We start from the raw sequence: 19,910 nt of genomic DNA, 5'->3' as shown, positions 1-19,910 counted from the left end.
TGTCAGGACGTTCCTCACATTGCCGAACGCTGGCAGTCCGGCCCGCCGCTCAGCGCAACGGCAGGCGCACCCTGACCCGCAGCCCGCCCAGCGTCGGCGAGGCATCGAGCACGATGTCGCCGCCGTGCGCGTTCACCACCTCGCGCGCGATCGCCAGGCCGAGTCCACTGCCTTCCACTCCACTGCCGAGTTCGCGGTGGAAACGCTCGAACACGCGCTCGCGCGCCGCCTCGGCGACGCCCCGGCCGGAATCCTCGACCGTGAACCAGGCGCAGGCCTGGTCGCCACGCAGCGCCACTTCCACCTGCCCACCCTGCGGCGCATAGCGCACGGCGTTGTCGATCAGATTGCGCACCAGCGCGGACAGGCCCGCTTCGTTGCCGAGCAGCATGACCGGGTCGTTGCACAGCATCCGCAGCCGCTGCTGGCGCCGCGCCGCCAGCGGCTGCGCGTCGTCCACCTGCAGCGCGACCAGGCCGTCCAGCGCCAACCGTTCCTGTGCCGGCTCGGCGGCACCCGGTTCGACCCGGCTGAGCGTCAGCAACTGCGCGACCAGCCGCTCCGCCCGGTGCACGCTGGCATCCAGGTGCCGCTGTGATTCGTCGCGTTCGACCGCGTCGCGGGCCTGACCCAGATTGTCGGCATGCACCTTCAGCGCGGCGATCGGGGTGCGCAGTTCGTGCGCGGCGTCGGCGATGAAGCGGCGCTCGCGCGCCAGCGCCGCCTCCAGGCGCTGCATCAGGTCGTTGACCGCGGCCACCAGCCCACGGATCTCGCGCGGCACGCCGTGCAGCGGCAATGGTTCCAGCCGCTGCGGGTCGCGCTCGCCGATCGCCTGCGAGACCCGGCTCAAGGCGCGGCTGGCCCAGTTCACCACTGCCCACACCAGCAACGCCAGCACCGGCAGCGCCAGCAGCAGCGGCAAGGCCGTGCCCAGCGCGATGTCTTCGGCCAGCTCCTGGCGGATGTCTGCCTGCTCGCCGGTCTGGAACCAGCGCCCGCCCGCCGAATGCAGGCTGAAGGTGCGCCAGCGGCGGCCATCCAGAGTCACGTCGGCGTAGCCGGCGACCAGCGGCGCCAGTTGTTGCGTCGGCCCGCTGTCCGAACGCAACAGCAACTGGCCGCGCGCGTCGCGGACCTGGAACGCCAGCTTGCTTTCGTAGGCGTGGCCGGTGCGGAACGCCAGCGCCTCGCCCACACCCTGCGCCTGGCCGTGCCAGCCGCGAATCACGATCGGCTCGCCGGTCGGGCCGAGCCGGGCCAGCTCGTCCAGCGGCTCGTCGACCAGGCTCATCAGCACCCGCGAGGACTGCACCAGCTTGGCATCGAACATCTCGCCGGCTTCCTGCAGGCCGGCGCGATAGCTCAGCAGTGCGGCCGCCGCGAACACCAGGGTCACCACGCCGAGCAGACCGCCCAGCAGCATCCGCCGCATCGAACTCATGGCGCCGTCACCGCGGCCGCGGCCTGTTCGTCCAGCGCATAGCCGACCCCGCGCACGGTACGGATCAACGCCGGGTCGAGCTTGCGCCGCAGCTGGTGCACGTGCACATCGACCGCATTGCTGGCCACGTCCTCGTCCCAGCCGTACAGGCGCTGCTGGATCGCCTCGCGCGCGATGGCGCGGCCGTGGCGCTCGGCCAGCAGCCACAGCAGCGCGAATTCGCGCCGGGTCAGGTCCAGCGAGCGTCCGCGCCAGCGCACCGCCAGCCGCTCCGGATCCAAGTAAAGCGCGCCGATCTCCAGCTGCGGCGTGGCGCGCCCGGCACTACGCCGTAGCAGCGCGCGGGTACGCGCCAGCAGTTCGGTGGTGTCGAACGGCTTGCCCAGGTAGTCGTCGGCGCCCAGGTCCAGGCCCAGCGCGCGGTCGGCCGGGCGCTCGCGCGCGCTAAGCACCAGGATCGGCACGTCGGTGCCGGCCTGGCGCGATTGCCGGATCACCTCCAGCCCGTCCATGCGCGGCAAGCCCAGGTCCAGCAGCACCAGGTCGATGCCGCCATCGCCGATCGCGATCAGCGCCGCCGCGCCGTCCTGCACCCAGTCCACCGAATAGGCGGCGCGGCGCAACGCGGTACGGATGCCTTCGCCCAGCGACAGATCGTCCTCGACCAGCAAGATGCGCATGTGGACCAGTGTGGGCGGCCGCTCAATGGCTGGCAAGGTGCGGCTCGACCTCCTGCAGCGCCGCCTGGATCTGCTGGCGACGGCCACGGTCGGCCAGTTCGCGGCCCGGCCGCGGCGGCGCCGCCAACGCCTTCTTCAGCGCCGCCGCGCCGTTCCAGTCCTTCTGTTCGCGCAGGAAGTCGCCGTAGAAGTAGTTCGCGTCGATTCCGTTGGGATCGTATTGCAGGCCCTGCAGCAACAACGCGCGCGCCTTGGCGTCGTCGCCGAAACCGACCGGCCAGCCCGGCACCTGGTAGTACAGCGCGCCCAGGCTGGTGCAGGCCGAACCGTTCAACGCGGCCGGATCGAGCTGCAGCGCCTGTTCGAAGTCGGCGCGAGCGCGCTTGACCAGGCTCAGCGCGCCGAGGCCGCCGCGCTCGCCGGCTTCGCTCGACAACACGATGCCTTCCCAGATCAGGGCGGCCGGATCCTGCGGCGCGGCCTGCCTGGCCGCCGCCGCGTGCGTGGCCAGCGCCGAATAGGCCTGCACGCGCTGCGGCTTGGGCGTCTGGTAGGCGACCTGCGCCCATTGTTCGCGCACCGCCGCGACTGCGGGCGACAGCGGTGTGGCCGCCACCGCGGCCAGCGGCAACAGCGCAAGGATCAGCAGCAGGCAACGGCGGCAAGTCTTCATCGGACGTCTCCAAGATCGGAAGGAACCCGTGCGGCATGACGCCGCACCACGGGCAATTGCGCTTTCAGGCTGCGGTCGACCAGGCCGGGCAAGGCGCCATTGAGGCGCGCGAAGAGTTTTTCCGGCCAACCGATCTGTAGCCGCCTGTCGCCGCGCTCGATCGCCTGGCGCAAGGCGCGCGCCACCTGCGCGGGCGAATCGGCGCCGACCTTCAGTTCCTGGTTCAGCGCATCGACCTGGGCCGTGTTGAACGCAGTGCGGGTGGCGCGTGGCGCCAGGTACTGGAAGCGCACGTGGCTGTCGGCGTATTCGCGGGCCAGCGCCTCGAACAGACCGCGCAGGCCGAACTTGCTGGCGCTGTAGCCGGCGAAGCCGGGGAACCCCAGGCTGCCGAAGGTCGAGCCGACTGCGACCACGGCCGCCTGCGGCTGCGCCTGCAGCAACGGCAGCAGCGCGCGCACCAGCAGCATCGGCGCCAGCAGGTTGGTTTCCAGCATGTGCCGCAGTTCCTGCTCGGACTGTTCGGCGAACAGACCGAAGCCGCTTTGCGCATGCGCGATCAGCAGCAGCGACGGCGGCGCCTGCAGCGCGCGCGCCGCCGCCAGCACCTGCGCGCGGCCGCTGTCGTTGCACAGGTCCGCCGGCAGCGGCAGCACCTGACCTGGCGGGTGGCGGCTGGCCACCTGCGCCAGCCGCAGCGGATCGCGCCCCACCGCCAGCACCCGGGTGCCGGCGGCGACCAGTTCGTCGCACAGCGCCGCGCCGATACCGCCGCTGGCACCGGTCAACACCACGCTGCGGCCGCGCAGATCCATCACGCCGCCTCCGCCATGCGCAACGCGGGCAGCGTGCGCAGACTGCGGAAGATGTCGCCATACAGGCCGTAGAAGCGCTTGGCCGCGTGCAGCACCGCGCGCTGGTCGTCGGCGTCGTCGAGCCGGTCCATCAAGCCGACGAAGAAACCGACATGTTCGAGGTCCAGATCGCCGTGCGAGCGCAGATAGCTGAAGGCATTGCGCGGCAGGCCCAGCGTGGTTTCGATGCTCTCGGCCGCGCGCGTGGCCAGCGCCACGCTGGTGCCTTCCAACACCATCACCATGCCGAAGAAGCCGACCGGGTTGCCGCGGGCGATGGTGTCGTAGGCGTAGGCCACCATCAGCTCGGTGGCGGCGGCCGGCGCGGACGCCGCGGCCGCGGCGCGGTCGGCGCCGCAGGCCGCCAGGTCGTCGAGGATCCATTCCTGGTGACCCAGTTCCTCCTCGATGTATTCGGCGACCGCCGTGCGCAGCCATTCCAGCCGCGCCGGCAGACGCGCGCCGCAGGCCATCAGCAACGGCACGGTGTGGCGCACATGGTGGTAGGCCTGGCCGAGGAAGGCGATGTAGTCCTCGCGCGCGATCTGCCCGGCCAAGGCCGATTGGATGATCGGGATCGAGATCATCGCGGCGCGCTCGGCCTGGGTGTCGGCGAGCAGGCGTTCGTGGAAGCTCATCGGGAAACTCCGTGGGAGGATGGGGATTCGAGTTCGGCGTAGCGCCGCGCGATGGCATCGGCGTGGCGCTGCAGGATCGCGTCGCGACGCGGGCGGCCGTTGCCGGTGAGCAGGCCGTCGGCGGCGGTGAACGGCGCGCTTGCGCGGACGAAGCCGGACACGCACGCGTAGTCCGGCAGGCCGGCGTTGACCTCGGCCAGGGCGCGTGCGATCGCCGCATCGTCCAGCGCGGCGTTGCGCGGCCACAGCACCGCCAGGTTGTGCGCGCGCGCTTCGCCGCAGACCACCGCCTGGGCGATGTGCGGGTGCTGCAACAGTTCGCTTTCCACCCATTCCGGCGACACGTTGCGGCCGAAGGCGGTGATGAACACATGCTTGCGGCGGCCGGTGACGTGGACGAAGCCCTCGTCGTCGATATGCCCCAGGTCGCCGGTGGCGATGGCGCCGGCCGGGGGACCCCCCGTGCCCAGGTAGCCCAGGCAGCGCACGCCGTCGACCCACAGTTCGCCATCAATGGCACGTACCTGCGCGTGCGGCAATGCGCGGCCGACGCTGCCCAAGCGCTGCGCCTCGGGCCGGTTCAATGCCACCACCGAAGCGCACTCGGTCAGCCCGTACCCTTCGAACACCGGCAGCCGTAGCGCCGCGGCGCGGCGCAGCAGGCCGGGTCCGACCTTGCCGCCACCGACCGCCAGGTAGCGCAGTGAGGACGGCAGCGCGACGCCCTGTTCGGCCGCCATCACCAGCGCCAACAGCAGTTGCGGCACCAGGATCACGCTGTGCGGCTGGTAGCGGTGCAGGCAGGCAATCAAGCTGGGAATGTCGAGCCCGGCCGCGCCGCTGTAGCCGATCTCGGCCAGCGACGGCGCCGCGATCTGCGCGCCGGACAACAGCGTGGCGTACACCCCGGCCACGTTCTCCAGCAAGGTCGACAGCGGCATCAGGCACAGGTGGCGGCGCGGCGCCAGCGCCGAGGCCGCATCGGCCAACGACCCGGCCACCCGCAGCAGCGCGTCCGCCTCCAGGCACACGCCCTTGGGCTGGCCGGTGGTGCCCGAAGTGTAGGTGATGCAGCCGGTACCGGCCGGCAGCGTCACCGGCACCGGTGGCGGCGCCAGGCGCCAGCAGCCCAGGCCGGGCGCCGACAGCGGCAATTGCAGCGGCTCACCTCCCGGTACGGCGCTACCCACAGCGGCGATCAGGCACTGCGCGCCGCTGCCGTCCAGCGCGTACTGCGCCTGCGCAGGGCTGAAGAAGGTCGGCAGTGGCACGTGCACGCCGCCGCGCAGGCGGATCGCCAGGTCCAGCGCCAGCCAGTCGCTGCCGTTGTCCAGGCGGCTGGCGACGCAGTGCAGGTCATGCCGCTGCAGAATATCGGCCAGCGCGCGGACTTGGTCGGCCATCGCAGCCGCACCGATCGCGCCATGGGCGGTAAGCAGGCGCTCCTCGCCGCCGCGCAGTTGGCCGATCAGCTCGGCGAAACTGGGTGTGCTCACGGCGCAGCCGCCATGCAGCCGCCGAACATGCCGACGTGGAACGGCGATGCCAAATCCTGCCGCGATGCGCTGTCGCGCTGCAGGAAGGCATGGCCGGCCGCGATATCGCCGAACATCAGCCGCGGTTGCGCCGCGTAGTAGTCGCCCCAGTCGGTGGGATCGCCGCGCAGGCGCTCGCCGCGCGCCTCGCCCAAGTCCACCGTGGCCAGGTGCAGCCGGTCGAAGGTATTGCGTAATTGCCGGGTGGCCACGAACAGCACCCAGCGCAGTCCGGCCGCATGCAGGGTCGCGGTCAACGCCTGGATCATCGCCCGCGCGTCGCCGGGCTGGTCGGCGGCGAAATTGCCAACCTCCACCAATTGCGTACGGGCCACCGGCCGCGGCACCCGTGCGGCGATCTCGAGTTCGGCCGATCGCTCGAGATACTGCTCGACGAACAGATCTCCTTCGCTGGCGCAGCGCAGCCCCACCGCGGCCCGAACGATGTCATCGGCATCGCGGTAGGCCAGCAGATGCGGCAGGAAACCGCGCAGCACCGCGCCGTAGCGCTGGCGATAGACGCGGGCGATGAAGGCTTCCACGGCGGCGCGCTCGGGGTGTTCCGGACCGATCAACGCGGCACGGACGAAACGCGAAGGAGACACGACAGAGAGGGGAACGATGGCCATGGCGGCATCGTCGGTGCCGTCGATTAGCCGACCATGAGCCGAACGTTAGGCGAATGTAAGCCGCGCATCAGGGAATCATTACGCGGGCGCCGTATGCGCTCTGCCGCATCGGCGAACCCTGCCGCAGGCTTAACCGGCCAGCCGACCAGTGGTCAATGAGGCGACAACGGACTGACACATTTAATAATGAACCATACGGTATAGTATAAATATCGAACCGACTGGTCTAGTATTGCAGCCATGGTCAGCAAACCCGTTCCCTCCCCCAAAGCCTCTTCCCGCGCCGCCGGGCCGGGCCGTCCCAAGGACATGGGCAAGCGTGCGGCGATCCTGGAAGCGGCCAAGCAGATGTTCACCGAGCTGGGCTTCGGCGGGGTCAGCATGGACGGCATCGCCGCGCGCGCCGGGGTGTCCAAGCTCACCGTCTACAGCCATTACGGCGACAAGGAGACCCTGTTCGCCGAGGCGGTGCGCGCGCAATGCCAGGCGCTGCTGCCCGACGACCTGTTCGGGCACGCGCTGAAAGGGCCGCTGCGCGCGCAACTGGAGGAGATCGGCCTGGCGTTCTTCGCGATGATCAGCAGCGACGCGGCGATGGCCACGCATCGCATGATGCTGGCGCCCGGTACAGGCGACGAGCACGTGCGCGAGATGTTCTGGAATGCCGGTCCCAAACGGACCCAGCAGGACCTGGCGCAGCTGCTGCAGGCGCATGTCGCCGCCGGCGAGCTGGAGATCGCCGACCTGGGCCTGGCCGCCTCCCAGTTCTTCTGCCTGATCAAGGGCGAACTGCACCCGCTGATGATGTGCGGGCTGTGCCGCGACCCCAGCCAGGCGCAGATCCAGGCCCATGTCCAGGCCAGCGTGGACTTCTTCCTGCGCGCCTATGCGGCGCGCTGAGCCCGCGCCGGCAGGCCGGCCCGATGACTTCCGGCACTGCGCGCGGCGGCGCCGCTGCGGCGATGCTGGCGCGTACGCCCGGCCCGTGTGCCGGCTAAAATGCGCGACCCACCGCGTTGGATGCCCCAGATGACGATCGACTACTCCCAAGCCCGCGAAAAAATGGTTGAACAGCAGGTGCGTCCCTGGGACGTGCTCGACCTGCGCGTCCTCGACGTGCTGGCGCGGCTGCCGCGCGAGACCTTCGTGCCGCAGAGCCACCGCGCGGTGGCCTATGCCGACCTGGAGATTCCGCTGGGCCACGGCCAGTACATGATGAAGCCGGTGATCGAAGGACGCATGCTGCAGGCGCTGGACCTGCAACCGGGCGAGGACGTGCTGGAGATCGGCACCGGCAGCGGCTTCGTCAGCGCCTGCCTGGGCGAACTCGGCCGCGAGGTGGTCAGCCTGGAGATCGAGCCGGCGCTGGCCGCCGCCGCGCGCGCCAATCTGGATGCCGCCGGGCTGGGCAGCAATGTGCGCATCGAGACCGCCGACGCGTTCGGCTGGCACAGCGAGCGCCGCTTCGACGTGGTCTGCGTCACCGCGGCCGTCACCGAGATCCCGGCGCAGTTCCTGGCCTGGTTGCGCCCCGGCGGCCGCCTGTTCGCGATCCGCGGCCGCGCCCCGGTCATGGAAGCGGTGCTGGTGCATGCCGAGGCCGGCGCGCCGCGCGTGGAATCGCTGTTCGAAACCGATTTGGCGTACTACCTGCGCGGTGCCGCGCCGGTCCCCCAGTTCACATTCTGATCCATCAAGGAAGCCGCAATGATCCGCCGATCCCTCGCCCTGGCGCTGGCCGCCGCGCTGTTTCCGCTGGCCGCCAACGCCGCGGACCTGCTGCAAGTCTACGAAATGGCCCGCAATAGCGACCCGCAGCTGGCCAGCGCGGAATCGACCCAGCTGTACGAAAAGGAAGGCCAGGTGCAGGCGCGCGCAGCGTTGCTGCCGCAGTTGAACGGCTCCGCTTCGCTGCAGCGCAGCCACAGCGAGATCGACCGCGCTAGCGGCGAGCTGGCCGGCACCGGCAAGAGCCGCAGCTACGCGATCCAGGGCTCGCAGACGCTGGTCAACTTCGCCCAGTTCTCCACCCTGCGCGCGCAGAAGGCGCGCAGCCTGGCCGCCGACTACACGCTGGAATCGGCCAAGGACGACCTGATCGTGCGCACCTCGGCCGCCTACTTCAACGTGCTGGTCGCGATCGAGTCGCTGGTCGCCGCGGAGACCAACGAAGCCGCCGCCAAGAAGCAGTTCGACTACGCCGACAAGCGCCTGGAAGTGGGCCTGGCGCCGATCACCGACGTGCACGAAGCCCGCGCCGAATACGACCAGGCGCGCGCCGACACGATCACCGCGCGCAACTCGCTGCAGGACCTGTACCAGGCGCTGACCGAGATCACCGGGCAGCCGGTGCACGACCTGCGCGGCCTGCCGGAAGACTTCCGCCCACAGCTGCCCGCCGACAGCGGCAACATCGACGCGCTGATCGCCTCGGCGCTGGACAAGAACCCGTCGCTGCGTTCCTACCAATACCAGGTGCAGCAGGCCGAGGACAACGTCTCCACCGCGCGCGCCGGCCATCTGCCGACGCTGAGCCTGTCGGCCAGCGCCGGCCGCGATGCGAGCTGGGGCGACGGCGTGTCCGGCAGCAATTCGCCGCGCACCGACAGCAACGTCATCGGCGTGACCCTGAACATCCCGATCTTCGCCGGCGGCGCCACCCAGTCGGCGGTGCGCCAGGCGCTGGCGCAGCGCGACATCGCCCAGGACACGTTCGAGCAGCAGAAGCGCGCGCTCGACCGCAATACCCGCAACGCCTACCAGACCGTCGTCGCCGGCATCAGCGAAATCGAGGCGCGGCGCCTGGCGGTGGTGTCGGCGCAGGCTGCGTACGACGCCTCGCAGGTTGGCCTGGAAGTGGGCACGCGCACCGTGCTGGATGTAGTGCAGAACCAGCGCACCCTGTACCAGGCGCAGCTGAACTACGCGCAGTCGCGCTACAACTTCCTGCAGAACCGCCTGCTGCTGAGCCAGGCGCTGGGCTCGCTGGACGTGTCCGAAGTGCAGTCGATCAACGCGCTGCTGACGCAGAGCGCCGAATCCAAGCTCAACTCCGGCACCAGCACCCAGTAACGCCGCACCGGCAACTGCGCGAGTGCGAACGGCGGGCCTTCGGGTCCGCCGTTTTGCATGGGGCGGCCAAATTGCAGAGGAACGCCGCCTGGCGCTGGGCATCTTCGATCATGACGATGCCACGTGTGGGAGCGACTTCAGTCGCGACGGGCATCACCGGTGAAGCCCGTCGCGACTGAAGTCGCTCCCACAACACAGCGCCAACTGCAATGCCCGGGGCGAACCGCCCTATTCGTTCGTCGGCGCGTCGTGCGCCACCGGCGGCAGATGCTCGGCGATCAGTTGCAGCGCCCGTTGCAGCGCGCCGCGGCCGTTGGCGACCAGCGCGCAGCCGGCTTCGGCCATGCGTGCGCGCGCGTCCGCGTCGCCGAGCAATTCCTGCAGCGCCGCGCAGACCGCCGCGGCGTCTTCGCAGATCGCCACCGCACCGGCCTCGCGCATGCGCCGCGAGATCTCGGCGAAGTTGTGCAGATGCGGCCCGCTCACCGACGGCGTGCCGACCGCGGCCGGCTCCAGCAGGTTGTGCCCGCCGATCGGCTGCAGGCTGCCGCCGACGAAGGCCACCTGGGCGCAGGCGTAGAACAGCATCAACTCGCCCAGCGTATCGATCACGAACACGCTGTCCTCGGCGCCAGGCCACTGCTGCTGGCGACGCGTGGCCACGCGCCAGCCCTGGTCGCGCGCCAGCGCCTCGACCTTGGCGAAACGTTCGGGATGACGCGGCGCCCACAGCAGCAGCAGGTCGGGCCAGTGCCGGCGCAGTTGCCGGTGCATCTCGATCACCGCCGCCTCCTCGCCGTCGTGGGTGCTGGCGGCGATCCACACCGGCCGGCCCTTCGCCACGCGTTCGCCGAACGCGGCGACGAACGCCGGCAGCTGCGCGGGGACGGCGATGTCGAACTTCAGGTTGCCCAGCGCGCGCACCTGCTGCGGATCCGCGCCGAGCTCGATGAAGCGCTCGGCATCGGCCTGCGACTGCGCGGCGACGCAGGTGACGGTGCGCAGCGCGCGCCCGATCAACGGCCGCAGCAGGCGATAGCCGCGCAGCGAGCGCGCCGACAGCCGCGCATTGAGCACGTAGACCGGGATGTTGCGGTCGCGGCAGCCGAACAGCATGTTCGGCCACAGTTCGGTTTCCAGGATCAGCGCCAGGCTCGGGCGGAAATGCTGCAGGAAGCGGCCGACGCTGCCTGGCACGTCGTACGGCAGGTAGACGTGGTCCAGCGCATCGCCCCACAGCGCGCGCACCCGCTCCGACCCGGTCGGGGTGATGGTGGTGATCACCCAGCGGATGTCCGGGCGCTGCGCGCGCAGCGCGTTGACCACCGGTGCGGCGGCGTTGACTTCGCCCACCGACACCGCGTGCAGCCACACCCGCGGCCGCCCGCGCGCCTGCGGATACGAGGCGTAGCGCTCGTCCCAGCGCTGGAAGTACTGGCGCACGCGGAACCCGCGCCAGACCAGGTGATAGACGGTGACCGGCAGCAGCATGTACAGCACGGTCGAGTACAGGCCACGCAGCAGCCGTTCGGTGAAATCGTTGCGCATCGCGAAAGCATAGCGGGTTGCGTCGCGCAGGCGGCAGACAGCGCGACCGCGGTCACCAAGCGCAGACGCCGCCGTGCCGCGCCAATGCCGCATCGCCCGCACCCGGCTAAACTTGGCGCATGTCCGATCCGACCCCCGCTCTTCCGTCCGCCGCCACCACGGCCGCGCCGCCGCCGCGCTCGCCGCGGCACTGGCCGACCTGGCTGCTGCTCGGCATCGCGGTGGCCGCCGCGCGGCTGCCCTGGCTGCTGCAACGCGCGCTCGGCCGCGGCGTCGGCTGGATCGCATTGCGCCTGGCCGGCACCCGCCGCCATGCCGCCGAAGTGAATCTGAAGCTGTGCTTCCCCGAGCAGAGCGAGGCCTGGCGCACGCGCCTGCTGCACGACAGCTTCGATGCGCTGGGCGTGGGCGTGTTCGAGTTCGCGCGCGCCTGGTGGGGCAGCATCGGCCCGATCCGCCGCCGCACCCGCATCGAAGGCCTGGAGCATCTGCGTGCGCTGCAGGCGCAGGGGCGCGGCGTGCTGCTGGTGTCGGGCCATTTCATGACCCTGGAGATGTGCGGCCGGCTGCTGTGCCAGTACGTGCCGCTGGCCGGCATGTACCGCCGCCACCGCAACCCGGTATTCGAATGGGCGGTCAAGCGCGGCCGCCTGCGCTACGCCATCGCCATGTTCGCCAACGAGGACCTGCGCGGCAGCGTGCGCCACCTCAAGCGCGGCGGCTTCCTGTGGTACGCGCCGGACCAGGACATGCGCGGCAAGGACACGGTGTTCGTGCCGTTCTTCGGCATGCCTGCGTCGACCATCACCGCCACCCACCAATTGGCGCGGTTGACCGGCTGCGCGGTGGTGCCGTATTTCCACCGCCGCGAAGGCGCCGACTACGTGCTGCGCATCGCGCCGCCGCTGGAAAACTTCCCGTCGCAGGACATGGTCGCCGACACCGCGCAGGTCAATGCTGCGATCGAGGCGATGGTGCGCGAAGCGCCGGCGCAATACCTGTGGATCCACCGCCGCTTCAAGCGCCAGCCCGGCGGGCGCAGTACGTTCTACGAGCGCGAGTGAGCGCGGTAAGTGCGGGCGCGGCCTCGCACACCCAACTCCGCGAGCCGCTTCGCGCCGGACCCTCACCCCAACCGCTCTCCCGATGGGAGAGGGGCTAGCGGCTGTTCCTTCTCCCATCGGGGGAAGGTGCCCCGAAGGGCGGATGAGGGTACGGGCGCAGCCTCGTGCATCCAACCTCCGCGAGTCGCTTCGCGCCGGACCCTCACCCCAACCCCTCTCCCGGCGGGAGAGGGGCTAATGCACCGCGCTCGTTTCCCCATCGGGAAGTTCACCAGCATGCTCGACGTGATCGTGCGATCGCCTTCTAGGCAGAGGCAGGCAAGGCGGACCGCGCAGCGTCGTCCCCGGCGTCGCGCTCCTCGGCCAGCAGCGCGCCGACATACAGGCCCACCAGCATCAGCGCCAGCGAGCCCCAGAACGACGAATAGAACGCCAGGTGGGTGTTGAACGGGAACACCGTCACCAGCAGCGCCAGCATCGCCGGCCGCGCCCGTTCGCGCGCCTGCGGCGAGGCGTAGCGCCACGCGCGCCACGCCTGCGCGGCGCCGGCCAGCCACAGCAGCAGGCCGATCGCGCCGGTCTCGCTGAGCACTTCGAGCACGATCTGGTGGGCATGGAAGGCCGGCTCGCGACCCCAGGCGCCGCCATGCGCCGGATCCGGGTCGCAGGCCACGTAGGCTTCGCGGAAACCACGCACGCCGACGCCGTTGAGCGGATGCTGGCGGATCATGCACCACGAGGCGTCCCAGATCTGGGTGCGCCCGGCCAGCGCCGCGTTCACGTCGGCCGGGCGCCCGCTCAACGCCAGCGTGGTGCGGGCGAAGCGTTCGCGCACCTGCGGCGAGAGCGCGCCGAGCACGCCGGCGACCAGCACCGCGGCCACGCCCAACGCCAGCATCCGGCGCATGCCCAGCAGGCGCCAGCCCGACAGCAACAGCACCAGCGCGTAGGTGATCCACGACGCGCGCGATCCGGCCAGCACCAGCACCACGCCCACCGCCGCGGCGGCGAGCAGCCAGCCCCAGGCGCCGCCGCGGCGTCCGGCCGCGAACAGCAGGAACGGCGACAGGCTGGCCAGCACCTGGCCGAACTTGAGGTTGCACGGGCCGAACACGCCGCTGAGACGGTCGGCCAGCGCGATTTCCTGCGGCGTGCACAGGCCGTGGTGGCTGATCGCCCACTTCAACTGGTCCATCGACCAGAATAGCGGGCTGGCGCCGCACAGCGCCTGCGCCAGCGCATCCACAGTCCAGACCGCGACGATGACCGCCAGCCCGTTGAAGGTGGTGCGGCGGCCGCGCGGCGTCGCCACCGCCATCGCCACCAGCCACAGGAACGGCAGGAAGCGCAGGTCCACCGCCGATTCGCGCAGCGCCAGCGGCACGTCCACCGCATCCAGCGCCGACAGCGGCTGCGGCAACCAGTAGGTCAGGAACAGCAGCGTGGTCAGCGCCCATGCCGGGCCGCTGAGCAGGCTGGCGCCGCCGCGAAAGCGGCTGTGCAGCAGCCGCGCCAGGGTCGCCAGCGCGCCCAGCGCGAGCACGCCGGCGGCCAGGCCGGGCGCCGGCCACAGCGCCACGAACACCAGCACCCAGACCGGAGCCCAGCGTTCGTTGCGCGCCGGCGTCAGCGGCGGCAGCAGGGAGGAATCAGCGCCGGAGTTCGTCATACACCGCCAGGGTCGCATGCTGCATCGCCTGCAGCGTGTAGGGAATCTGCGCCGGCGCTGCCGGCGGCTGCGCCAACAGCCGCGCCGCCGCGGCATGCAGGGCCTGCGCATCGAACGCGGGCACCGCACCGGACGGCTGCAGCTGCGCAAGCAGTTCGCCGACCCCGCCGTGCGCCCAGCCCAGCACCGGCCGCCCCACCGCCAGCGCCTCGACCACGGTGCGGCCGAACGCTTCCGGCTTGCGCGACAGCTGCAGCACCAGATCGCTGGCGGCATAGGCCTCGGCGATGCGCGCGGTCGGCGCGGTGAAGGCGACCGCCTCGGCGACGCCCAGCGCGGCGGCCTCGGCCTCCAGTTCCTGCACATAGGCGGCGCGCCCGGCCTCGCGCGCGCCGGGCAGCCACAACCGCGCGTCGCGGCCGTCGGCGCGCAGCGCGGCGAGCAGGCGCAGCGCATCGGCATGGCCCTTGAGGCGGGTGCCGCGCCCGGGCAGCAGCAGCAACGGGCCGCTGCCGGCCATGGCCGGCGCCTGGGTGGCGGCCCAGGCGCGCGCGCCGGGATCGGGCTGCGTACGGCGCGGGAACTGCGCCGGGTCGATGCCGCGCGGGATCACCCGCAGGCGCGCCGGGTCGGTCCGCGGGTAGTGGCGCAGCACGTAGTCGCGCACCGTGGCCGACACGCAGATCACGCGCTCGCCGCGGGTCATGACCGCGCTGTAGCGGCTGGGCGAATTGAGCCCATGCACGGTGGTGACGAAGCGCGGCCGCTGCGCCGCCGGCAACCCGCGCAGCGCGTGCCAGCCGAGCCAGGCCGGCAGCCGCGAGCGCGCGTGCACGATGTCCGCCCGCTCGCGCACGAACAGGCGCCGCAGCGTTGGCACGTGGCGCAGGCTCAGCAGCGACTTGCGGCCGATGTCCAGGGCGATGTGCTCGGCACCGGTCGCCGCCAGCGCCGGCAGCAGGCGGCCGCCGGCCGACACCACCAGCGCGCGATGCCCGGCCGCGACCAGCGCCGCAGCGATTTCCAGGGTGGAGCGTTCGACGCCGCCGGATTCCAGCGCCGGCAGCAGTTGCACCACGGTCAGGCGGTGCATCGACCCGGCGGTCAGTCGACCAGCACGAAGACCGCGCCGCAGTACGGGCACTGGGCCTCGTGGCTGGGTTCTTCGTCCACCGGCAGATAGACCCGCGGATGCGAGTTCCACAGCGCCATCTCCGGGGTCGGGCAGCTCAGCGGCAGGTCGGCGCGGTGCACGGTGTAGCGCTTCTCTGCATTGGCGGGCGCGGTGGCGGTATGGCTCATGGCGGTGGGATGCGGCGGGAGGAGACGGGGAATTCTAGCAGCCCGCCCCGCCCACGCGCCGGCCGAGAAGGCGCCGCCGGTCCTGTCCCAAAAATGTCCTTTCCTGTCGGCTTGATGCCAGGCGATGACATCCACTATGCTCGGGGGACGCGGCGCAACCATGCCGCTCTGAGGTGTCCCGTGGATATAGGTGTGCGATTGATGCAGGCGCGGCGCAATGCCGGTTTCACGCTGCGCGAACTGGCGGCCTTGCTGGGCGTGGCGCATAGCACCCTCGGTCACTGGGAGAACAATCGTTCCGTCCCCAATGCCCGGCATTTGCTGAAGATTGCCGAACTTACCGGCGTCGACGCCTATGTGCTGCTGACCGGCAAGCCGTCCAAGCTGAACCAGGGCGACCACGAAAGCCTGCCGTTGCCGGTAGGCAAGCGCCTGGCCTGAGCGCATTGCGGCGCCCGCTGGGGCGCCGCGTTCGATCCTGCGCAAAGGCGTTGTGACGCTGCATGGCCTCGCGCTTCAGCGCAGCTGACCGCGGGCTTGTACGCAGAAAATTCTAAATCGTTCACGAGCTGCGCTGACTGCACAGGCATTTAGCGTGTCCGCGGCGTTCGTTGGCCTGGTGCCCAACCAGCCCGCCTTGACTTCGACCCGCCTCGGCGTCGGTCGCTCAACTTCGCTGCCGCATTCGGCCATCTGTGAAGCGCGTTCGCGCAGGGCAAGCCATCGCCGGATCGGTGCCATCGTGCCGGACGTCGGGCAAGCCCGGCGCGATTGCCTGCAGGGCCGCGCTGCAGGCAGCCCGCCATACGCACCAACCAACGGGCCGGGCCGCGCAGAGAACGCGCAGCCATCGGCGGCTGCGCGCATCGGGCCGAACGCGCCAAAGCGCTCCGCTTACGGCGCGCCCTTCTCCGCTTCCAGCTGCTTGCGGATCTGCGCATCGACCGCGGCGATCGCGGTCATGTTCATCACCCGGCGCGAGGTGGCGCTGGTGGTGAGGATGTGCACCGGCTTGGAGATGCCCATCAGGATCGGGCCGATCGCCACGCCGTCGGTGAACACGCGCACCAGGTTGTAGGCGATGTTCGCCGCTTCCAGGTTCGGCAGCACGAACAGGTTGGCGCGGCCCTTCAAGGTGCTGTTGGGCATGATCTGCTTGCGCAGCGCTTCGTCCCACGCGGTGTCGCCCTGCATCTCGCCGTCGATGTTGAGCTCGGGCCTGCGCTTGAGCAGCGCCTCGCGCACCTGGCGCATCTTCAGCGCGTCGCGCGAGTCGTGGCTGCCGAAGTTAGAATGCGACAGCAGCGCGATGTTCGGCTCGATGCCGAACAGCTTCAAGCGGAACGCGGCCTGCAGCGTGGCCTCGACGATCTGCTCCACGCTCGGATCTTCCTGCACGTGCGTGTCCAGGAAGAAGAACGCCCCTTGCGGGTTGATCACCCCGGTCATCGCCGAGGTCGAGCTGACCCGCGGCTCCAGCGGGATCACGCTGCGCGCGTAGCCGAGCTTCTTGTGGAAGCGGCCGACCACGCCGGTGAGCAGCGCATCGGCTTCGCCGCGCGCGACCATCACCGCGGCGATCAGCGTCGGCCGCGAGCGCATCAGCTCCTTGGCCGCGGTGACGGTGACGCCGCGGCGTTCGGTCAGCGAGTGGTAGTACTGCCAGTAGTCGTTGAAGCGCGGATCGTCGTGGATGTTGGTGATCTCGAAATCCACGCCGGCGGTGATGCGCAGGCCCAGGCGCTGGATGCGCGCCTCGATCACGTCCGGGCGGCCGATCAGGATCGGGAACGCCAGGCCTTCGTCGATCACGCTCTGCACCGCGCGCAGCACCACTTCCTCTTCGCCCTCGGCATAGACCACGCGCTGCTTGTCGGCGCGGGCGCGGTCGTAGACCGGCTTCATCATCAGGCTGGTGCGGTAGACGAACTGGCCGAGCTTGTCGCGGTAGGCCTCCATGTCGGCGATCGGACGCGTGGCCACGCCCGAGTCCATCGCCGCCTGCGCCACCGCCGAGGACAGCTCCACCAGCAGGCGCGGATCCAGCGGCCGCGGGATCAGGTAATCGGGGCCGAAGCTCGGGGTCTCGCCGCCATAGGCCGCGCCCAGGTCGGAGGCCTCGCGCCGCGCCATCGCCGCGATCGCCTTGACGCAGGCGATCTTCATCGCCTCGTTGATGCCGGTGGCGCCGACGTCGAGCGCGCCGCGGAACAGGTACGGGAAGCACAGCACGTTGTTGATCTGGTTCGGGTAGTCCGAACGGCCGGTGCCGATGATCGCGTCCGGGCGCACCGCCTTGGCCGCTTCCGGGGTGATCTCCGGATTGGGATTGGCCAGCGCGAAGATCACCGGCTGCGGCGCCATCGTCGCCACCATCTCCGGCTTGAGGATGCCGGCGGCCGACAGGCCGAGGAAGATGTCCGCACCCTCGACGATCTCGGCCAGAGTGCGCTTGTCGGTATCGCGCGCATAGCGCTGCTTGTCCGGATCCAGATCGGTGCGGCCGGTGTGGATCACACCGTCGCGGTCCAGCGCCAGGATGTTCTCCGGCTTCAGGCCCAGCGACACCAGCATGTTGACGCAGGAAATGCCCGCCGCGCCCATGCCGGTGGTGGCCAGCTTGACGTCCTCGATCTTCTTGCCGGTCACCACCAGTGCATTGAGCACCGCCGCGCCGACGATGATCGCGGTGCCGTGCTGGTCGTCGTGGAACACCGGGATGTTCATCCGCTCGCGCAGCTTGCGCTCGACGATGAAACACTCCGGCGCCTTGATGTCTTCCAGGTTGATGCCGCCGAAGGTGGGCTCCAGGCTGGCGATGATGTCGACCAGCTTGTCCGGGTCGTTCTCGTTGATCTCGATGTCGAACACGTCGATGCCGGCGAACTTCTGGAACAGCACGCCCTTGCCTTCCATCACCGGCTTGGACGCCAGCGGACCGATGTTGCCCAGGCCCAGCACCGCGGTGCCGTTGCTGATCACCGCGACCAGGTTGCCGCGCGCGGTCAGCTCGCTGGCCTGCTGCGGATCGGCGACGATCGCTTCGCAGGCGAACGCCACGCCTGGCGAATAGGCCAGCGACAGGTCGCGCTGGGTCAGCATCGGCTTGGTCGCGGCGACCTTGATCTTGCCCGGCGGCTGCTGGCGGTGATAGTCGAGAGCGGCCTGTTTGAAATCGTCGTTTGACATCGAGGGCTTCTTTTGTCGAAAGGCGCGGAGGCTTGGAATTCTACCCTCCGCGACCATGGCCGGTCCTGTCTGGCGGCTGTCGCCGCGCGCGCCGGCGCCTGAAAAAACGCGACGCGCCGGCATTGCCGGCGCGTCGTGCACTGCCGCTGATCAGCGCGCGGGGAGCGGTTCGGCCGTCACCGCCGGCAGCGGCACGGTCCCACCGTCGAGCGCCAGACGCAGGCGATCGCGGTCCAGCGCGTTCTCCCAGCGCGACACCACCACGGTCGCCACCGCGTTGCCCATGAAGTTGGTCAGCGAGCGGCACTCGCTCATGAAGCGGTCCACGCCCAGGATCAGTGCCATGCCGGCCACCGGCACCTCCGGCACCACGGCCAGGGTCGCCGCCAGGGTGATGAAGCCGGCGCCGGTCACGCCGGCCGCGCCCTTGGAGCTGAGCATCGCCACCAGCAGCAGCGTGATCTGATGGCCGAGGGTCAGCTCGGTGTTGGTGGCCTGGGCGATGAACAGCGCCGCCAGGGTCATGTAGATGTTGGTGCCGTCGAGGTTGAACGAGTAGCCGGTAGGGACGACCAGGCCGACCACCGACTTCTCGCACCCGGCGCGCTCCATCTTCTCCATCAGCGACGGCAGCGCCGATTCGGACGAGGACGTGCCCAGCACCAGCAACAACTCCGCCTTCAGATAGCGGATCAGCTTGAAGATCGAGAACCCGCACAGGTACGCCACGGCGCCGAGGATCACCACCACGAACAGCAGGGAGGTGACGTAGAACGAACCGACCAGCCAGGCCAGCTGCACCAGCGAGTGCAGGCCGTGTTCGCCGATGGTGTAGGCGATCGCGCCCAGCGCGCCGATCGGCGCGGTCTTCATCAGGATGTGCACCAGCTTGAACACCGGCGCGATCAGCGCCTCCAGCAGGTTCACCACCGGCTTGCCGCGCTCGCCGACCAGCGCCAGCGACACGCCGAACAACACGGCGACGAACAGCACCTGCAGCACATTGGGGCCGGCCAGCTTGCCGTTGACCACCTGGTCGCCGGTGAACGCGCCGATCAGCGAATTGGGAATGATGTCCATCAGGAAGCCGACCAGGGTCAGGTCGTGCGACTTCTGCACATAGCTGGCGACCTTGCTCTGGTCCAGCGTCGCCAGATTGACGTTCATGCCCGCGCCGGGCTGCACCACGTGCGCGACGATCATGCCCACCACCAGCGCCAGGGTGGAGAAGAACAGGAAGTAGATCATCGCCTTGCCGAACACCCGGCCCACCATCTTCAGCTGGGTCATGCCGGCGATGCCGGTGACGATGGTCAGGAAGATCACCGGCGCGATGATCATCTTCACCAACTTGATGAACGCGTCGGCCAGCGGCTTGAGCTGGGTGCCCCAGGACGGTTCCAGATGGCCGAGCAAGGCACCGATGATGATGGCGACCAGCACCTGGACGTACGTATGCCTGTAGAACGGCACAGGGCGCGGCACGTGGCCGGCAGGGGAAGCGGGGATATGCATGTGTGCGCTCCGGAGCGGATGTAGACCGGCGACCCGACGCAGGTCGCGGAATGCTGCCTTTGTACGCGGCGCCAGCTTCTAAGCAGATAACCTATTGG

The 19,910-nt window shown here is 70.1% G+C and carries 18 protein-coding genes; 5 read left to right on the top strand and 13 right to left on the bottom strand.

Annotated elements, in window-relative coordinates:
- Nucleotides 1-49 precede the first annotated feature (49 nt).
- The 7 genes from AB3X08_RS04515 to AB3X08_RS04485 are packed head-to-tail and all read right to left on the bottom strand — an operon-like array spanning nucleotide 50 to nucleotide 6,453.
- Nucleotides 50-1,423 (bottom strand): ATP-binding protein, encoded by a 1,374-nt coding sequence (locus tag AB3X08_RS04515; RefSeq protein WP_369938420.1) that lies wholly within the window; start codon nucleotides 1,421-1,423, stop codon nucleotides 50-52.
- A 17-nt stretch (nucleotides 1,424-1,440) separates the two neighbouring features.
- Nucleotides 1,441-2,124, bottom strand: a complete 684-nt coding sequence (locus AB3X08_RS04510; protein ID WP_369936520.1) for a response regulator transcription factor — start codon at nucleotides 2,122-2,124, stop codon at nucleotides 1,441-1,443.
- 22 nt (nucleotides 2,125-2,146) lie between these two features.
- A complete protein-coding gene (locus tag AB3X08_RS04505; RefSeq protein WP_369936519.1) occupies nucleotides 2,147-2,797 on the bottom strand; it encodes a hypothetical protein in 651 nt (216 codons plus the stop codon).
- Nucleotides 2,794-3,612, bottom strand: coding sequence for an SDR family oxidoreductase (locus tag AB3X08_RS04500; protein WP_369936517.1), 819 nt, complete (start codon nucleotides 3,610-3,612; stop codon nucleotides 2,794-2,796). Before AB3X08_RS04500 ends, AB3X08_RS04505 begins: the two co-directional genes overlap by 4 nt.
- Complete coding sequence (locus tag AB3X08_RS04495; RefSeq protein ID WP_369936515.1) at nucleotides 3,612-4,289, bottom strand: TenA family transcriptional regulator; 678 nt, start codon at nucleotides 4,287-4,289, stop codon at nucleotides 3,612-3,614. The genes AB3X08_RS04500 and AB3X08_RS04495 overlap by 1 nt, the downstream gene beginning before the upstream one ends.
- Nucleotides 4,286-5,785: an AMP-binding protein gene (locus AB3X08_RS04490; protein ID WP_369936513.1), complete on the bottom strand. Its 1,500-nt coding sequence runs from the start codon at nucleotides 5,783-5,785 to the stop codon at nucleotides 4,286-4,288. The genes AB3X08_RS04495 and AB3X08_RS04490 overlap by 4 nt, the downstream gene beginning before the upstream one ends.
- Nucleotides 5,782-6,453 carry a thermostable hemolysin gene (locus AB3X08_RS04485; RefSeq protein ID WP_369936512.1) on the bottom strand — a complete coding sequence of 224 codons (672 nt, stop codon included), beginning with the start codon at nucleotides 6,451-6,453 and terminating at the stop codon, nucleotides 5,782-5,784. The genes AB3X08_RS04490 and AB3X08_RS04485 overlap by 4 nt, the downstream gene beginning before the upstream one ends.
- 240 nt (nucleotides 6,454-6,693) lie before the next feature.
- On the opposite strand from AB3X08_RS04485, the gene AB3X08_RS04480 reads away from it, so the two are divergent.
- The 3 genes from AB3X08_RS04480 to AB3X08_RS04470 all read left to right on the top strand — a co-directional run bounded on the left by AB3X08_RS04480 (nucleotide 6,694) and on the right by AB3X08_RS04470 (nucleotide 9,525).
- The gene (locus AB3X08_RS04480; RefSeq protein ID WP_369936511.1) at nucleotides 6,694-7,353 is read left to right on the top strand and encodes a TetR/AcrR family transcriptional regulator; all 660 of its coding nucleotides are present in this window, start codon (nucleotides 6,694-6,696) and stop codon (nucleotides 7,351-7,353) included.
- Between the two features lie 129 nt (nucleotides 7,354-7,482).
- Nucleotides 7,483-8,142, top strand: coding sequence for a protein-L-isoaspartate O-methyltransferase family protein (locus AB3X08_RS04475; protein ID WP_369936510.1), 660 nt, complete (start codon nucleotides 7,483-7,485; stop codon nucleotides 8,140-8,142).
- Between the two features lie 18 nt (nucleotides 8,143-8,160).
- Complete coding sequence (locus AB3X08_RS04470; RefSeq protein ID WP_369936508.1) at nucleotides 8,161-9,525, top strand: TolC family outer membrane protein; 1,365 nt, start codon at nucleotides 8,161-8,163, stop codon at nucleotides 9,523-9,525.
- Between the two features lie 228 nt (nucleotides 9,526-9,753).
- Here AB3X08_RS04470 and waaA read toward each other — a convergent pair whose 3' ends face one another.
- On the bottom strand, nucleotides 9,754-11,073 hold the full coding sequence (gene waaA, locus AB3X08_RS04465; RefSeq protein ID WP_369936507.1) for a lipid IV(A) 3-deoxy-D-manno-octulosonic acid transferase: 1,320 nt from the start codon (nucleotides 11,071-11,073) through the stop codon (nucleotides 9,754-9,756).
- A gap of 119 nt (nucleotides 11,074-11,192) precedes the next feature.
- Between waaA and AB3X08_RS04460 the strand changes: the two genes are divergently transcribed.
- On the top strand, nucleotides 11,193-12,137 hold the full coding sequence (locus AB3X08_RS04460; protein WP_369936505.1) for an LpxL/LpxP family Kdo(2)-lipid IV(A) lauroyl/palmitoleoyl acyltransferase: 945 nt from the start codon (nucleotides 11,193-11,195) through the stop codon (nucleotides 12,135-12,137).
- Nucleotides 12,138-12,441: 304 nt separating this feature from the next.
- Here AB3X08_RS04460 and AB3X08_RS04455 read toward each other — a convergent pair whose 3' ends face one another.
- From AB3X08_RS04455 to AB3X08_RS04445, 3 genes are read right to left on the bottom strand one after another with little or no spacing between them, the layout of a single operon-like run.
- Nucleotides 12,442-13,806 (bottom strand): O-antigen ligase family protein, encoded by a 1,365-nt coding sequence (locus AB3X08_RS04455; RefSeq protein WP_369936503.1) that lies wholly within the window; start codon nucleotides 13,804-13,806, stop codon nucleotides 12,442-12,444.
- On the bottom strand, nucleotides 13,787-14,899 hold the full coding sequence (locus AB3X08_RS04450) for a glycosyltransferase (RefSeq protein WP_369936502.1): 1,113 nt from the start codon (nucleotides 14,897-14,899) through the stop codon (nucleotides 13,787-13,789). The genes AB3X08_RS04455 and AB3X08_RS04450 overlap by 20 nt, the downstream gene beginning before the upstream one ends.
- Nucleotides 14,900-14,910: 11 nt before the next feature.
- Nucleotides 14,911-15,108, bottom strand: coding sequence for a zinc-finger domain-containing protein (locus AB3X08_RS04445; RefSeq protein WP_184412051.1), 198 nt, complete (start codon nucleotides 15,106-15,108; stop codon nucleotides 14,911-14,913).
- A gap of 201 nt (nucleotides 15,109-15,309) precedes the next feature.
- Here AB3X08_RS04445 and AB3X08_RS04440 point away from each other — a divergent pair, with 201 nt between their 5' ends.
- A complete protein-coding gene (locus tag AB3X08_RS04440) occupies nucleotides 15,310-15,549 on the top strand; it encodes a helix-turn-helix domain-containing protein (RefSeq protein WP_145703540.1) in 240 nt (79 codons plus the stop codon).
- 453 nt (nucleotides 15,550-16,002) lie between these two features.
- Here AB3X08_RS04440 and AB3X08_RS04435 read toward each other — a convergent pair whose 3' ends face one another.
- Together AB3X08_RS04435 and AB3X08_RS04430 are read right to left on the bottom strand one after the other, a co-directional pair.
- A complete protein-coding gene (locus AB3X08_RS04435) occupies nucleotides 16,003-18,297 on the bottom strand; it encodes an NADP-dependent malic enzyme (RefSeq protein WP_369936500.1) in 2,295 nt (764 codons plus the stop codon).
- Between the two features lie 150 nt (nucleotides 18,298-18,447).
- The gene (locus AB3X08_RS04430) at nucleotides 18,448-19,812 is read right to left on the bottom strand and encodes a dicarboxylate/amino acid:cation symporter (protein WP_369936498.1); all 1,365 of its coding nucleotides are present in this window, start codon (nucleotides 19,810-19,812) and stop codon (nucleotides 18,448-18,450) included.
- Between the last annotated feature and the right edge of the window lie 98 nt (nucleotides 19,813-19,910).

Source organism: Xanthomonas sp. DAR 34887, assembly GCF_041245805.1.
In the GTDB taxonomy this organism is placed as follows: Bacteria; Pseudomonadota; Gammaproteobacteria; order Xanthomonadales; family Xanthomonadaceae; genus Xanthomonas_A; species Xanthomonas_A tesorieronis.
The sequence above is the reverse complement of the archived record's forward strand: the minus strand, read 5'-3'. Positions and strand labels throughout refer to the sequence as shown.

What these genes read in the sequence shown, in the direction of transcription:
- AB3X08_RS04510 (WP_369936520.1), bottom strand. Translation starts at nt 2,124, where the DNA reads ATGCGCATCTTGCTGGTCGAGGACGATCTGTCGCTGGGCGAAGGCATC.
- AB3X08_RS04505 (WP_369936519.1), bottom strand. Translation starts at nt 2,797, where the DNA reads ATGAAGACTTGCCGCCGTTGCCTGCTGCTGATCCTTGCGCTGTTGCCG.
- AB3X08_RS04500 (WP_369936517.1), bottom strand. Translation starts at nt 3,612, where the DNA reads ATGGATCTGCGCGGCCGCAGCGTGGTGTTGACCGGTGCCAGCGGCGGT.
- AB3X08_RS04495 (WP_369936515.1), bottom strand. Translation starts at nt 4,289, where the DNA reads ATGAGCTTCCACGAACGCCTGCTCGCCGACACCCAGGCCGAGCGCGCC.
- AB3X08_RS04485 (WP_369936512.1), bottom strand. Translation starts at nt 6,453, where the DNA reads ATGGCCATCGTTCCCCTCTCTGTCGTGTCTCCTTCGCGTTTCGTCCGT.
- AB3X08_RS04480 (WP_369936511.1), top strand. Translation starts at nt 6,694, where the DNA reads ATGGTCAGCAAACCCGTTCCCTCCCCCAAAGCCTCTTCCCGCGCCGCC.
- AB3X08_RS04475 (WP_369936510.1), top strand. Translation starts at nt 7,483, where the DNA reads ATGACGATCGACTACTCCCAAGCCCGCGAAAAAATGGTTGAACAGCAG.
- AB3X08_RS04470 (WP_369936508.1), top strand. Translation starts at nt 8,161, where the DNA reads ATGATCCGCCGATCCCTCGCCCTGGCGCTGGCCGCCGCGCTGTTTCCG.
- waaA (WP_369936507.1), bottom strand. Translation starts at nt 11,073, where the DNA reads ATGCGCAACGATTTCACCGAACGGCTGCTGCGTGGCCTGTACTCGACC.
- AB3X08_RS04460 (WP_369936505.1), top strand. Translation starts at nt 11,193, where the DNA reads ATGTCCGATCCGACCCCCGCTCTTCCGTCCGCCGCCACCACGGCCGCG.
- AB3X08_RS04455 (WP_369936503.1), bottom strand. Translation starts at nt 13,806, where the DNA reads ATGACGAACTCCGGCGCTGATTCCTCCCTGCTGCCGCCGCTGACGCCG.
- AB3X08_RS04450 (WP_369936502.1), bottom strand. Translation starts at nt 14,899, where the DNA reads ATGCACCGCCTGACCGTGGTGCAACTGCTGCCGGCGCTGGAATCCGGC.
- AB3X08_RS04445 (WP_184412051.1), bottom strand. Translation starts at nt 15,108, where the DNA reads ATGAGCCATACCGCCACCGCGCCCGCCAATGCAGAGAAGCGCTACACC.
- AB3X08_RS04440 (WP_145703540.1), top strand. Translation starts at nt 15,310, where the DNA reads ATGCAGGCGCGGCGCAATGCCGGTTTCACGCTGCGCGAACTGGCGGCC.
- AB3X08_RS04435 (WP_369936500.1), bottom strand. Translation starts at nt 18,297, where the DNA reads ATGTCAAACGACGATTTCAAACAGGCCGCTCTCGACTATCACCGCCAG.
- AB3X08_RS04430 (WP_369936498.1), bottom strand. Translation starts at nt 19,812, where the DNA reads ATGCATATCCCCGCTTCCCCTGCCGGCCACGTGCCGCGCCCTGTGCCG.